The following is a 13,910-nucleotide window of genomic DNA, read 5'->3' as shown; positions in this document are numbered from 1 at the left end:
CTCAATCCCCCGGCTCGCGCTCCCACCAGCGCTCGCCGAGTTGCTGTTGCAACCAGTTCACGAACACCTGCACCTTGCCCGGCAGCAGCTTCGGCGACGGGTAGACCGCGTGCAGCTCCTGGCTCGGCAGCGCCAGTTGCGGCAGCACCGGTACCAGCGCCCCTTCGGCCAGTGACACGCGCGCCACGTAGTGCGGCAGCAGCGCCAGCCCCATGCCGGCGCGGCACGCGGCCAGCACGGCCGAGAGGTTGTTGGAGCGCAGCGGCCCCTTCACCGGCACCGTGCGCACCTGCCCGTCGGGCAGCGTGAAACTCCAGCGCTCGTCGCCCTGCACGCTGCTGTACACCAGGCACGGGTGCGCGCCGACGGCATCGGCGTCCTCAGGCGCGCCGTGCGCCGCCAGGTACTGCGGCGCGGCCGCCAGCACCCACGGGTTCATGCCCAGGAAACGCGCGCCCAGCGAGGAATCGGCAAGGCGGCCCATGCGCAGCGCCACGTCCACGCCCTGCTCGACCAGGTTGACGTAGCGGTCGTCGAAGCTCAGGTCCACGCACATGTCCGGGTGCTCGCGCATGAAGCGCAGCACCAGCGGCGTGACCACGCGGCGCCCGAAGGCCACCGAGGTGCTGATGCGCAGCGTGCCGCCGATGCGGCTCTGCAGCAGCAGTGCCAGGTTGTCCGCCTCCTCCAGCTCGCGCGCGATGCGCTTGCACTTGTCGTAGTAGAGCGCGCCCACCTCCGTGGGCGTGACGCCGCGCGTGCTGCGGTGCAGCAGCCGCGCGCCCAGCCGCGCCTCCAGCGCCGCGACGTGCTTGGTGGCCGTGGGCTGCGTCAGCCCCATGTCGGCGCTGGCGCGGCTGAAGCTGCCGGTCTCCACGACGCGGATGAAGAGTTGAAGGCCTTGCACGCGGTCCATGCCTTCACTCTAGTGCGTCGCGCACGGTTCATTCCTGCCTGGAATGCACGACTGTCCTGACTGCCTGTTCACGGACAGGACGACCGGCCATTCGCGGCGCCGGCCATGCCTGCGCGGAATGAGTCATATCCGCGCGCTTGGATTCCGCGCAAGCGGCGCCGCGCCGACCATCTCGTCAACGGTTTTCCTGAACCCTGACAACTGAGGAGTGCGAGATGGCCAAGATGAAGGCAGCCATGGCGGCGGTGCTGGTGATGGAGAAGGAGGGCGTGAGCCAGGCCTTCGGCGTTCCGGGCGCGGCCATCAACCCGCTGTACGCGGCACTGCGGGCGCGCGGCTCGATCAGCCACGTGCTGGCGCGCCACGTGGAGGCGGCCTCGCACATGGCCGAGGGCTACACCCGGGCCCGCGCCGGCAACATCGGCGTTTGCATCGGCACCTCCGGCCCGGCCGGCACCGACATGATCACCGGCCTGTACTCGGCCGGCGCCGATTCCATCCCGATCCTGTGCATCACCGGCCAGGCGCCGCGCGCCCGGCTCTACAAGGAGGACTTCCAGGCCGTGGACATCGAGTCCATCGCCAAGCCCGTGACGAAGTGGGCCGTGACCGTGCGCGAGCCGGCGCAGGTGCCGCGCGCGTTCCAGCAGGCCTTTCACCTGATGCGCTCGGGCCGGCCGGGGCCTGTCCTCATCGATCTCCCGTTCGACGTGCAGATGGCCGAGATCGAGTTCGACATCGACACCTACGAGCCGCTGCCCGTCTACAAGCCCGCCGCCACGCGCCGGCAGATCGACAAGGCGCTGGACATGCTGCTGGCCAGCGAGAAGCCGCTGATCGTGGCCGGCGGCGGCATCATCAACGCCGACGCCAGCGAGCTGCTGGTCGAGCTGGCCGAGACGCTGGGCGTGCCCGTGATCCCGACGCTCATGGGCTGGGGCTCGATCCCCGACGACCACCCGCTCATGGCCGGCATGGTCGGGCTGCAGACCAGCCACCGCTACGGCAACGCCACCATGCTGGCCAGCGACTTCGTGCTGGGCATCGGCAACCGCTGGGCGAACCGGCACACCGGCTCGGTGGAGGTCTACACCAGGGGCCGCACCTTCGTGCACGTGGACATCGAGCCCACGCAGATCGGGCGCGTGTTCATGCCCGACTACGGCATCGTCTCCGACGCCAAGGCCGCGCTGGAGTTGTTCGTTGAAGCCGCGAAGGAGCGCCGGGCCGCCGGCACGCTCAAGAGCTACGGCGACTGGGCCTTCCGCTGCGCCGAGCGCAAGCGCCTGATGCACCGCAAGAGCCACTACGAGCAGACGCCGATCAAGCCGATGCGCGTGTACGAGGAGATGAACGCCGCCTTCCCGCGCGACACGGTGTACGTCTCGACCATCGGCCTGTCGCAGATCGCCGGCGCGCAGTTCCTGCACGTGTACGGGCCGCGCCAATGGATCAACTGCGGCCAGGCCGGCCCGCTGGGCTGGACCATCCCTGCCGCGCTGGGCGTGGTGGCGTCGGACCCGACGCGCACCGTCGTGGGCCTGTCGGGCGACTACGACTTCCAGTTCCTGATCGAGGAGCTGGCCGTGGGCGCGCAGTTCCGGCTGCCCTACGTGCAGGTGCTGGTCAACAACTCGTACCTGGGCCTGATCCGGCAGTCGCAGCGCGGCTTCGACATGGACTTCTGCGTGCAGCTCTCGTTCGAGAACCAGAACATGCCCGAGGACGCGGGCGAGCTGCGCGGCTACGGCGTGGACCACGTCGCGGTGGTGGAAGGGCTGGGCTGCAAGGCGCTGCGCGTGACCGACCCCGAGAAGATCGGCGAGACGCTGAAGCAGGCGCACGCCATGGCGCGCGAGCACCGCGTGCCGGTGGTGGTGGAGTGCATCTTGGAGCGCGTCACCAACATCGCCATGGGCACCGAGATCGACGCCGTCAACGAGTTCGAGTCCATCGACTGCCGCCATCCGGAAGGCACGAAGGGGCTGGAGCTGGCGGGGCTGCTGGACTGAGCACCTGATTGACGACGCAACGGAGAACCGACATGCCCCAATTCGCCGCCAACCTCACGATGCTCTTCACCGAGGTCCCGTTCCTGGACCGCTTCGAGCGCGCCGCGCGCGCCGGTTTCAAGGCCGTGGAGTTCCTCTTTCCCTATGACTTCGAGGCCGCCGAGATCCGCGCCCGGCTCGACGCCAACGGCTTGCAGCTGGTGCTGCACAACCTGCCCGCCGGCGACTGGGCCGGCGGCGAGCGCGGCATCGCCTGCATTCCCGGCCGCGAGGCCGAGTTCCGCGAGGGCGTGGCGCGCGCCATCCGCTACGCGCAGCTGCTGAACGTGCCGCGCCTGAACTGCCTGGCCGGCAAGGCGCCCGCGGGCACGGACGCCGCCACGCTGCGCCGCACCTTCGTGGACAACCTGCGCTTCGCGGCGAAGGAACTGGAGCGGGCCGACCTCAACCTGCTGATCGAGCCGATCAACCCCTTCGACATTCCCGGCTTCTACCTCAACACCAGCGCGCAGGCGGTGTCGGTCCTGGACGAGGTGGGCGCGCCCAACGCCTTCGTGCAGTACGACATCTACCACGCGCAGCGCGCGGAAGGCGAGATCGCGGCCACGCTGCAGCAGCTGATGCCGCGCATCGGCCACCTGCAGCTGGCCGACAACCCCGGCCGCAACGAGCCCGGCACCGGCGAGCTGAACTGGGCCTTCCTGTTCCAGCACATCGACCGCCTGGGCTATGCCGGCCACATCGGCTGCGAGTACAAGCCGCTGACCACGACCGAGGCGGGGCTGGGGTGGATACAGCGCTTCGCGCGCTGAGCCCACTCGCAACAGCTGCGTCTGTATTCCGTTCGTCCCGAGGTATCGAAGGATGAACGGCCCCCGCTGCGAAGCCGCCATCCGAGCCTGTCGGATTCGGCCTTCGATACCTCAGTCCGAACGGTGCATGAAGGCGGCAGTTCCTGGCCTGCATGCCAGCCTCACGGCTTCACCCTTCGATACCTCAGGGCGAACGGGTCGTTTCATCAGGACATGCCCATTGAAACAAGACCGCAATCGCCTTTGCGTCCACAACCACAACGTTGGAGAACCACGTGACCTCTTCCCCCCTGAAACTCGGCTTCATCGGCCTGGGCATCATGGGCGCGCCGATGTGCGGCCACCTCATCAATGCCGGCCATCAGCTGTTCGTGCACACCGTGGGCAAGGTGCCCGACGCGATTGCCGAGACCTCGGCCACCGTGTGCACTAGCGCGCGCGGCGTGGCCGAGCGCGCCGACATCGTCTTCATCATGGTGCCCGACACGCCCGACGTGGAAGCCGTGCTGTTCGACGAGCGCGGCGTGGCCTCGGGCCTGACCGCCGGCAAGGTGGTGGTGGACATGAGCAGCATCTGCCCCATCCGCACCAAGGATTTCGCCAGGCGCATCAACGCCATCGGCGTGGACTACCTCGACGCGCCGGTCTCCGGCGGCGAGGTCGGCGCCAAGGCGGCGTCGCTGACGATCATGGTCGGCGGGCCGGAAGCGGCGTTCGAGCGCGTCAAGCCTCTCTTTTCGCTGATGGGCAAGAACGTCACGCTCGTGGGGGGCAACGGCGATGGGCAGACCACGAAGGTTGCGAACCAGATCATCGTGGCGCTCAACATCGCCGCCGTGGGCGAGGCGCTGGTGTTCGCCAGCAAGGCCGGCGCCGACCCGGCGCGGGTGCGCCAGGCGCTCATGGGCGGCTTCGCCAGCAGCCGCATCCTGGAGGTGCACGGCGAGCGCATGATCAAGCGCACCTTCGAGCCGGGCTTCCGCATCGGGCTGCACCAGAAGGACCTGAACCTGGCGCTGCAGGGCGCGCGCACGCTGGGCGTGTCGCTGCCCAACACCGCCGGCACCGCGCAGCTGATGCAGGCCTGCGCCGCCAACGGCATGGGCAACCTGGACCACTCGGCGCTGGTGCGCGCACTGGAGCTGCTGGCGGGGCATGAGGTGGCGAAGGCCGAGGGCTGAAGCCATGCACGACCCCCGCGCCTTCCTGCGCTCCCTTTTCGACGCCGCCGTGGCCCGCGCGCTGCCGGCGGAGAACATCGCGGCGCACCTGCCCGCGCCGCCGCGCGGGCGCACGCTGGTGCTGGGCGCGGGCAAGGCCGGCGGCGCCATGGCCGCGGCGGTGGACGCGATCTGGCCCGCCGACGCGCCGCTCACGGGCCTCGTCGTCACCCGCTACGGCCACGTGCCGCCCGCCTATGCGGCGCGGCCCGGGCGCATCGAGGTGGTGGAGGCCGCGCACCCGGTGCCCGATGCGGCCGGTCTGGCGGCAACGAAGCGCATCGTCGAGCTCACGCGCGGCCTCACCGCCGACGACCTGGTGCTGTTCCTGGTGTCCGGCGGCGGCTCCGCGCTGCTGAGCCTGCCGGCCGAGGGGCTGACGCTGCAGGACAAGCAGGCCGTGAACCAGGCGCTGCTGCGCAGCGGCGCGGCCATCGACGAGATGAATTGCGTCCGCAAGCACTTGTCGGCCGTGAAGGGCGGTCGCCTGGCCGCGCTGTGCGCGCCGGCGCGCGTGGTGACGCTGGCCATCTCCGACGTGCCCGGCGACGACCCGGCCGTCATCGCCAGCGGCCCGACCGTCCCCGACACCAGCACCTGCGCCGACGCGCTGGCGATCCTGGAGCGCTACGGCATCGAGGTGCCGCCCGCGGCGCGCGCCGGGCTGGAGAGCGGCGCGTATGAAACGCCGGCGCCGGGCGACGCCTGCTTCGGAGGCCATGCGCTGCGGCTGATCGCCACGCCGCGCCAGAGCCTGGAAGCCGCGGCGCAGCGCTCCCGCTCGCAGGGCGTGGCGGCGCGCATCCTGTCCGACGAGATCGAGGGCGAGAGCCGCGAGGTCGGCAAGGTGCACGCGGCACTGGCGCGCGCCGTGGCGCGCCACGGCGAGCCTTTCACGCGGCCCTGCGTGATCCTCTCCGGCGGCGAAACCACCGTGACCGTGAAGCACAAGGGCGGCCGCGGCGGCCGCGCGACCGAGTTCCTGCTCGGCTGTGCCCTTGCGCTGCAGGCCGAGCGCGGCGTGTGGGTGCTGGCCGCGGACACCGACGGCATCGATGGCATGGAGGACAACGCCGGCGCCATCGTCACGCCCGACACGCTCCGGCGCGCCGCGGCGCTGGGACTGAAGGCGGCCGACTTCCTGGACCGCAACGACGCCTACGGCTTCTTCGCGGCGCTGGGCGACCTGGTCAGCCCGGGGCCGACCTTCACCAACGTCAACGACTTCCGGGCGCTGCTGGTGCTCTGAGACGGCCGAAACCGGTTTCCGGCACGTTATCCTGACAGGCGCCGGCCCAGCGAGGGCCGGCGCCTTTTCGTTGCCGAACGTTGCCGAAGACAACAAGCCCGGAGACCTCCATGCAAGACAAGTTCGTGGCGCGCCGCCGCCATCTGCTCAAGACCCTCGCCGCCGGCGGCCTGGCCGCGGCGGGCGGCGGCGCGATGGCGCAGGCCTTTCCGTTCACGCCTAACCAGCGCTACCCGGACCCGGCGCTGCAGATCCTGGACCCGAGCTTCACCAAGTACCGCATCTACAGTTCCACCGTCGAGCAGGTCACCACCGGCTTCCGCTGGGCCGAGGGCCCGGCGTACTTCCCGGAAGGCGGCTACCTGCTGTTCAGCGACATCCCGAACAACCGGATCATGAAGTTCGACGAGAGGACGGGCGCCACCACCGTCTTCCGCGCCAATGCCAACTACGCCAACGGCAACGCGCGCGACCGCCAGGGCCGGCTCGTGACCTGCGAGCACTCGGTGACGCGCCGCGTCACGCGCACGGAGAAGGACGGCAAGATCACCGTGCTGGCCGACAGCTTCGAGGGCAAGCGCCTGAACGCGCCCAACGACGTCGTCGTCAGGAGCGACGACAGCGTCTGGTTCACCGACCCGCTGTTCGGCATCAACGGGGAGTGGGAAGGGTCCAGGGCCAAGCCCGAGCAGGCCACGACCAACGTGTACCGCATCGCGCCGGACGGCAGGATCGCGGCCGTCGTCACCGATCTGGTGAATCCCAATGGCCTGGCCTTCTCGCCCGACGAGAAGAAGCTCTACGTGGTGGAGTGGAAGGGCACGCCTAACCGCAGCATCTGGAGCTTCGACGTGGGCGCCGACGGCGTGAGCCTGTCCAACAAGACCAAGCTCATCGACGCCGCCGACCAGGGCGCGCTCGACGGCTTCCGGGTGGACCGCGACGGCAACCTCTGGTGCGGTTGGGGCAGCAACGGCGCGCTGGCCAGCGAGCCGGTGGAGATGAACGGGCGCAAGGTGTATCCGCTCCGGGGCCGCTCCGAGGACCTCGACGGCGTGATGGTGTTCAGCCCGCAGGGCAAGCCGCTGGCGTTCATCCGGCTGCCCGAGCGCTGTGCCAACCTGTGCTTCGGCGGCCCCAAGGGCAACCGGCTCTACATGACGTCGAGCCACTCGGTGTACGCGCTGTACGTGGAGGCGCACGGGGCGGTCTGACGCCCCGGTTCATCCCCTGCCGCCGCGCCGGAACCCGTCCGGCGTCGTGCCCATGAGGCGCTTGAACATGGTGATGAAGGCCGAGGCGCCGGCATAGCCCAGCTCCAGCGCCACGGCCTCCACCTTGTGCCCGGCCTGAAGCCGCGGCAGCGCCTTGACCACGCGCAGGCGCTGGCGCCACTCGCCGAAGGACATGCCCAGCTCGCGACGGCAGCGGCGCAGCAGCGTGCGCTCGGTGGTGTGGAAGTCGCGCGCCAGCTCGGCCAGCGAGCGCGCATCGCCCGGGTTCGCCTCCAGCGCAGCCAGCAGCGGCGCCAGCAGCGCGTCGCCGGAGCCCGGCAGGAAGCTGTGGGCGCGCGGCGCCAGCGCCAGCTGGTCCACCAGCACCTGCAGCAGCCGCGCGTCGGCCGGCGAAGGCGCCGCCCTGGGCGCCGCCGCGCCGGCCTGCGCGCGCAGGTGGTCGAGCGGGGCGCGCGCCAGCGGGCCGATGGTCAGCGCGCAGGCCTGCGGCGGCAGCGCCGCGCACAGCGGCGCGGACACGTAAAGAGAGCAGTGGTTGGCCGCGTGCCGGTTCAGCCCCACGTGCTCGACCTGCGGCGGCAGCCACACGCCGCACTGCGGCGGCGCCATGAGGTGGCGGTCGTCGAGCAGCAGCTCCATCACGCCGCTATAGGCATAGACGAACTCGCCCCAGGCATGGCGGTGGCGCGGGTAGGCCGTGTCGGCGGGCAGCTCGTCGGCGCGGAACCAGATCGGCGCCGGCAACGCGTCCTCGAACGGCGGCACGCGCAGGTGCATCGGGCGGGCAGGCATGGCGGGTGGCGGTCGGGCGAGTGCGGGGCTGTCGGATGCCCGGCATGGATTGTCCGATACGCGCAATTCCCGCCAAAAGCGACACCGGACAATGCGCCGCTCCACCGCCGTGCAGTGCCGGCAGAAAGCGAAGTTGCATGTCCGCCCACCGCCAGCCCCTCGACGCCCGCGCCACCGCCGTGATGGTGCTGCTGTGCACGGTCTGGGCCATGCAGCAGATCGCCGTGAAGCTGGGCGCACCGGACATGCCGCCGCTGCTGCAGGTGGGCCTGCGCTCGGGCGCGTCGGCGCTGCTGCTGGCGCTGCTCATGGCCTGGCGCGGCGAGCGGCTGCACTGGCGCGGCGGCGCCTGGCGCGCGGGCGCGCTGGTGGGGCTGCTGTTCGGGCTGGAGTTCGTGGTGGTGGGCGAGGGCCTGCGCCACACCAGCGCCTCGCACATGGTTGTGTTCCTCTACACCGCGCCGATCTTCGCGGCGCTGGGGCTGCACTGGCGGCTGCCCGCGGAGCGGCTGCGGCCGCTGCAGTGGGCGGGCATCGCGCTGGCCTTCGGCGGCATCGCCTGGGCCTTCCTGGGCCACGGCCGCCCGGCCGCGAGCGTGGGCGGCAACGCGCTGCTGGGCGACGCGCTGGGGCTGCTGGGCGGCGCGGCCTGGGGTGCGACCACGGTGGCGGTGCGCTGCTCGCGCCTGGCCTCGGCACCGGCCGGCGAGACGCTGCTGTGGCAGCTGCTGGGCGGCTGCGTGCTGGCGCTGGGGGCGGCATTCGCCTCCGGACAGACCGGCTTCACGCCCACGCCGGCGCTGGGGGTGAACCTGCTGTTCCAGGCGGTGGTGGTGTCCTTCGCCAGTTACCTGGCGTGGTTCTGGCTGCTGCGCCGCTACCTCGCGTCGCGCCTGGGGGTGTTCTCCTTCCTCACGCCGCTGCTGGGCGTGGCGCTGGGCGTGGCGCTGCTGGGGGAGCCGCTGGAGCCGGGCTTCGTGCAGGGGGCGGTCCTGGCATTGGCGGGCATCGTGCTGGTCAGTGGGCATGCGTGGGTGGCGCAAGCGCTGGCGGCCTGGGCGCCACGGCGGCTGTTCAGGCGCTGAAATCCGGCGCGGCGGCGCCCGGGCCGGGGCTGTGCGGGCGCAGGCGTGCCGTTGTGCGCAGCCCGTGCCGCCTTGTTCACGTTGCCGTCACCAATCGGCCCAAGGGCTGGGCCATGCTCGACTTCCAACAGGAACGATCCGGTGCCGAGCGCCCGGGACAGCCAACAAGAAGCGGCAGCGAGGGGCATGAGCACAGCAGGGGCCGGCATCGGTACGGAATTCGCCATGGGCGCGCAGCGGCCTGCGTCGCCGGGCCATTGGCGGCGCGCGGCAGTGGCCGGCCTCGTGCTGCTCGGCGGCCTGGTGGTGACGGCGGGACTGTGGCGCGAAGCCCGGCTCGACGAGACGCAGCGCCAGCAGGCGCGCTTCGAGTTCCGGGTGGACCGCATCTCGGCGGCCATGCAGGCGCGGCTGGCGGCGCACGAGCAGGTGCTGCGCGGCGGCGCCGGCCTGGTGGCGGCCAGCGGCGGCGTGACGCGCGCCCAGTGGCGCGACTACGTGGATCACCTCGACCTGCAGCGCAATTTCCCGGGTTTCCAGGGCGTGGGCTGGGCCCGCTACGTCCCTGCAGCCGAACTCGGCGATTTCGAGCGTGGCCAGCGCGCGCAAGGCCTGTCCGACTTCGCGGTGCGGCCCACGGGAGGGCGGCCCGGCTACGGCCCGGTGACCTTTCTGGAACCCGACAACGAGCGCAACCGGCGCGCCCACGGCTTCGACATGCTGTCCGAGCCGGTGCGCCGCGCGGCCATGGAGCGCGCGCGCGACAGCGGCACGGCCGCCCTCACCGGCAAGCTGAAGCTCGCCAGCGAGGCGCAGCAGTCGCCCGTGAGCGGCTTCCTGATCTACGTGCCGGTCTATCGCCGGCACGTGCGCGAACTGCGCACGGTCGAGGCGCGCCGCGCCGCGCTGCTGGGCTGGGTCAACAGCCCGTTTCGCGTCAACGACCTGCTGCAGGGCGTGATGGGCAGGCATCGCGAGGACATGAGCCTGCGCCTGTACGACGGCGGCACGGCCACCCCCGAGGCGCTGATGCACGACGACGGCCGGGCGCAGCCGGCCAACCTGCTGCCCGGCGTGGAGCCGCTCACGCGCGTGCTGAACCTGCCCGGACATGCCTGGACGCTGGAGTTCACGCCGCTGCGGGGCCTGTCCGGAGAGGGCGCGTCGCCCTGGACGGTGGACTCCATCGTCGCGGCCGGTGCCGCCAGCAGCGTGCTGCTGGCGGCGCTGGCCTGGCTGCTGCTGGCGCGCATCGAGCAGTCGCGCAGCGAGCGGCTGCGGCTGCGCCACATGGCGCTCACGGACCAGCTCACCGGGCTGCCCAACCGGTTGATGCTGCAACAGAAGCTGGCCGAGGCGGCGTCGCGATGCGCGCGCCTGCGCGCGCGCGGTGCCGTGCTGTTCGTGGACCTGGACAACTTCAAGCACGTCAACGATGCGGAGGGGCACCACGCCGGCGACACGGTGCTGCGCGAGCAGGCGCGGCGCCTGGCCGGCACGCTGCGCGCCGGCGACGTGGTGGCGCGGCTGGGCGGCGACGAGTTCTGCATCGTGCTGGCAGCGGTGGGCGATGCCGCCGAGGCCGAGCGCGTGGCCGAGCGCGTGATCCAGGTGGTCTCGGAGCCCGTGGCGCTGGATGAGCGGCAGGTACAGGTCGGCGCCAGCGTGGGCATCGCCATGATCGAGCCCGAGGGCACCGACACCGACGCGCTGCTGCGCCAGGCCGACGCGGCCATGTACCGGGCCAAGTCCGCCGGCAAGCAGGGCCACCACTTCTTCGGCGCCGAGCTCGACGCCGCGGCCGCGCGCCGCGCCGCGGTGGAGCGGCTGGCGCGCCAGGGCTTGCGCGACGGCGCCTTCGAGCTGCACTACCAGCCCGTGGTGGACCTGGCCAACGGCCGGGTGTTGGGCGCGGAGGCGCTGCTGCGCCTGCCGCAGGACGGCGCCGCGCCGGTGTCCACGGCCGAGCTGGTGGCCGTGGCCGAGCAGTGCGGGCTCATCAATGCGCTGGGCGCCTGGGTGCTCGACACGGCCTGCGCGCGGCTGGGTGCCTGGCAGGCTGCCGGTGCGGGCGGGCTGCTCCTGGCGGTGAACGTGTCGGCGCGGCAGTTGCACGACCGGCGCTTCACCGGGCAGCTGCAGCAGGCGCTGCAGCGGCACGGCGTGGACGCCGCCGGGCTGGCGCTGGAGCTGACCGAGACCGCGCTGCTGGCCGACCAGGCCCAGGCGCAGCGCACCATGCGCGAGCTGCGCGCCCTGGGCGTGGCGCTGGTGCTCGACGACTTCGGCACCGGCTACTCGTCGCTGTCGCACCTCAAGGACTTCCCGATCAGCCGCATCAAGATCGACCGGCGCTTCGTGTTCGGCGCCGACGGCGGCCTGGCCGATGCCGGCATCACGCAGGCCATCCTCGGCCTGGGCCGCAGCCTGGGCGTGGAGGTGGTGGCCGAGGGCATCGAGACCGAGGTCCAGCGCGGCGCGCTGCGGGAGCAGGGCTGCCGGCTGGGCCAGGGCTGGCTGTTCGGCAAGGCGCTGCCGGCGGCGGAGTTCGAGCGGCGCTTCGGCGCGGCGTGGATCGCCGCCGCGCCCGCGTAGGCCTGGCAGCGGGCTCGGGCTTCAGCGGCCTGCCTCGGCCTGCGCCGCATCGGCCGCGGCCTCGGGCAGCCGGCTGGCAAGCATCTTGTCGATGATGCGGCCGTCCATGTCCACGATCTCGAAGCGCCAGCCGTCCCACTGCACCGTGTCGCCCAGCCTGGGCAGCCGGCCGGTCATGAGCATGATCATGCCGCTGAGGGTGTGGTAGCGGCCGCGCGCCTCTTCGGGCACCGCGTCGAGCCCCAGCCGGTCCTTGAGCTCCGGCACGGGGATGTGGCCGTCGAGCAGCCAGGAGCCGTCCGCGCGCTGCACGGCCCAGGAGGTCTGCGGATCGCGCGGCTGGAACTCGCCGGTGATGGCCTCGATCAGGTCCTGCAGCGTGACGATGCCCTGCAGCTGGCCGTACTCGTCGATGACGAAGGCCATCTGCGCCTGCGAGGACCGGAAGTTGTCGAGCAGCTCCATGCCGGTGACGGTCTCCGGCACGTACAGCGGCGGCTCCAGCGGCTGCTCGGCCAGGTGGCGCGCGTCGCCCTGCACGGCGCGCGCCAGCCACTGGCGCGCGTTGATCACGCCCACCAGGTTGTCCAGCCCGCCGGCGACGACGGGAAAGCGCGCATGGTCGGACTCCTGGATGACGGCCAGGTGCTGCGTGAAGGAGGCGTTGACGTCGAGCACGGCCACGTCGGCGCGCGGCACCATCAGCGAGCCGATCTGGCGGTCGTCGAGGCGGAACAGGTTGCGCACCATGGCCTGTTCCTGCGGCTCGATCACGCCCGCGCTCGTGCCCTCGGCCAGCATGGCGTGGATCTCCTCTTCGGTGACGGCGTTGTTGTTGCCGTCCTTGACGCCCAGCAGCTTGAGCAGCGCCTGGGTCGAGACCGACAGCAGCTTCACGAACGGCTTGGTGGCGACGGCCAGCGCGTCGATGGGCCGCGCCACCAGCCGCGCCAGCGTCTCCGGGTGCGACTGGCCCAGGCGCTTCGGGACCAGCTCGCCCACGACGATGGAGAAGTACGTGATCAAAACGACCACCAGGCCCGTGGCGCCGTAGCCGGCATAGGGCTGCGGCACGCCCAGGCCGGACAGCCACTGGGCCAGCGGCTGCGCCAGCGCCGCCTCGCCCACGATGCCGTTGAGCACGCCGATGGAGGTGATGCCGATCTGGATGGTGGAGAGGAAGCGCGTCGGGTCCTCGCCGAGCTTGACCGCGGCGGCGGCGGCGTGGTCGCCTTCATCGATGAGCTTCTGCAGCCGGGCCTTGCGGGCCGTCACCAGCGCGATCTCGGACATCGCGAACAGCCCGTTGAGGACGATGAGGGCGACGAGTATCGTGATTTCCATAAGTGCGCCCCGTGCCGGGCGCCATGTGTTGAAGACGGGGTGGGAGCAGGCGGCGGGCCGCGAGTTCCCCGCGTGGATGACGCGCCTGCCGATCCAGCCCCGGCCTCACCATGGGTCGGCCGCGCGATCACGGCCCGGCCGACGGCCGCCAGCCGACGCAGCCCCCGTCCCCGATCAGCGCAACAGGTCCAGCAGCGCCCGCGCCACCACCTTCGTGGCGCGGCGCAGGTCTTCGAGCTCCACGCGCTCGTCATTGCGCTTGGCGTGGCTCTCCAGCACGGTGCGCGGGCCGGCGCCGTAGATCGCGGCCGGGATGCCGCGCTCGCAGTACAGCCGCACGTCGGTGTAGAGCGGGGTGCCGGAGGTGGGGATGTCCTCGCCGAACACCTCGCGCCCGTGCTGCTGCAGCGCCTGCACCAGCGGCGCGTTGCCTGGCAGCGGCTTCATGCTGTGCGCCATCAGGATGCGGCGCACCTCGACCTCGATGCCGGCGCAACCGACCGCCGCTTCCTGGATGACGCGGCGGATGTCGGCCTCCACCGCCACCGGGTCCTCCTCGGGGATCATGCGCCGATCCAGCTTGAGCACCACCTTGCCCGGCACCACGTTGGTGTTGGTGCCGCCCTCGATGCGCCCGACGTTGAGGTACG

At 71.7% G+C, this 13,910-nt stretch carries 11 protein-coding genes; 7 read left to right on the top strand and 4 right to left on the bottom strand.

Annotation, left to right across the window (positions count from 1 at the left end; genetic code table 11):
• Position 1 precedes the first annotated feature (1 nt).
• A complete protein-coding gene (locus tag FJ694_RS30580; protein WP_157271319.1) occupies positions 2 to 916 on the bottom strand; it encodes a LysR family transcriptional regulator in 915 nt (304 codons plus the stop codon).
• 215 nt (positions 917 to 1,131) lie between these two features.
• Between FJ694_RS30580 and gcl the strand changes: the two genes are divergently transcribed.
• The 5 genes from gcl to FJ694_RS30555 all read left to right on the top strand — a co-directional run bounded on the left by gcl (position 1,132) and on the right by FJ694_RS30555 (position 7,423).
• Positions 1,132 to 2,928, top strand: coding sequence for a glyoxylate carboligase (gcl, locus tag FJ694_RS30575; RefSeq protein WP_157271318.1), 1,797 nt, complete (start codon positions 1,132 to 1,134; stop codon positions 2,926 to 2,928).
• Positions 2,929 to 2,960: 32 nt separating this feature from the next.
• Entirely contained in the window at positions 2,961 to 3,740 is a 780-nt protein-coding gene (hyi, locus tag FJ694_RS30570; protein ID WP_157271317.1) for a hydroxypyruvate isomerase, read from the top strand.
• A gap of 275 nt (positions 3,741 to 4,015) precedes the next feature.
• On the top strand, positions 4,016 to 4,921 hold the full coding sequence (gene glxR, locus FJ694_RS30565) for a 2-hydroxy-3-oxopropionate reductase (protein ID WP_157271316.1): 906 nt from the start codon (positions 4,016 to 4,018) through the stop codon (positions 4,919 to 4,921).
• Positions 4,922 to 4,925: 4 nt separating this feature from the next.
• On the top strand, positions 4,926 to 6,209 hold the full coding sequence (locus FJ694_RS30560; RefSeq protein ID WP_232540301.1) for a glycerate kinase type-2 family protein: 1,284 nt from the start codon (positions 4,926 to 4,928) through the stop codon (positions 6,207 to 6,209).
• A gap of 110 nt (positions 6,210 to 6,319) precedes the next feature.
• Complete coding sequence (locus FJ694_RS30555; protein ID WP_157271314.1) at positions 6,320 to 7,423, top strand: SMP-30/gluconolactonase/LRE family protein; 1,104 nt, start codon at positions 6,320 to 6,322, stop codon at positions 7,421 to 7,423.
• Positions 7,424 to 7,432: 9 nt separating this feature from the next.
• On the opposite strand, the gene FJ694_RS30550 is transcribed toward FJ694_RS30555, so the two are convergent.
• On the bottom strand, positions 7,433 to 8,236 hold the full coding sequence (locus tag FJ694_RS30550) for an AraC family transcriptional regulator (RefSeq protein ID WP_157271313.1): 804 nt from the start codon (positions 8,234 to 8,236) through the stop codon (positions 7,433 to 7,435).
• A 137-nt stretch (positions 8,237 to 8,373) separates the two neighbouring features.
• Here FJ694_RS30550 and FJ694_RS30545 point away from each other — a divergent pair, with 137 nt between their 5' ends.
• Together FJ694_RS30545 and FJ694_RS30540 are read left to right on the top strand one after the other, a co-directional pair.
• Positions 8,374 to 9,321: a DMT family transporter gene (locus tag FJ694_RS30545; protein ID WP_157271312.1), complete on the top strand. Its 948-nt coding sequence runs from the start codon at positions 8,374 to 8,376 to the stop codon at positions 9,319 to 9,321.
• Between the two features lie 186 nt (positions 9,322 to 9,507).
• Complete coding sequence (locus FJ694_RS30540; RefSeq protein ID WP_157271311.1) at positions 9,508 to 11,916, top strand: putative bifunctional diguanylate cyclase/phosphodiesterase; 2,409 nt, start codon at positions 9,508 to 9,510, stop codon at positions 11,914 to 11,916.
• 21 nt (positions 11,917 to 11,937) lie between these two features.
• On the opposite strand, the gene FJ694_RS30535 is transcribed toward FJ694_RS30540, so the two are convergent.
• Both FJ694_RS30535 and FJ694_RS30530 read right to left on the bottom strand, forming a co-directional pair.
• Complete coding sequence (locus tag FJ694_RS30535; protein WP_157271310.1) at positions 11,938 to 13,260, bottom strand: hemolysin family protein; 1,323 nt, start codon at positions 13,258 to 13,260, stop codon at positions 11,938 to 11,940.
• Positions 13,261 to 13,434: 174 nt separating this feature from the next.
• A partial coding sequence (locus tag FJ694_RS30530; protein ID WP_157271309.1) for a M20/M25/M40 family metallo-hydrolase occupies positions 13,435 to 13,910 on the bottom strand: 476 nt, incomplete at its 5' end.

Source organism: Azohydromonas aeria (genome assembly GCF_009760915.1).
GTDB lineage: Bacteria > Pseudomonadota > Gammaproteobacteria > Burkholderiales > Burkholderiaceae_C > Azohydromonas > Azohydromonas aeria.
The sequence above is the reverse complement of the archived record's forward strand: the minus strand, read 5'-3'. Positions and strand labels throughout refer to the sequence as shown.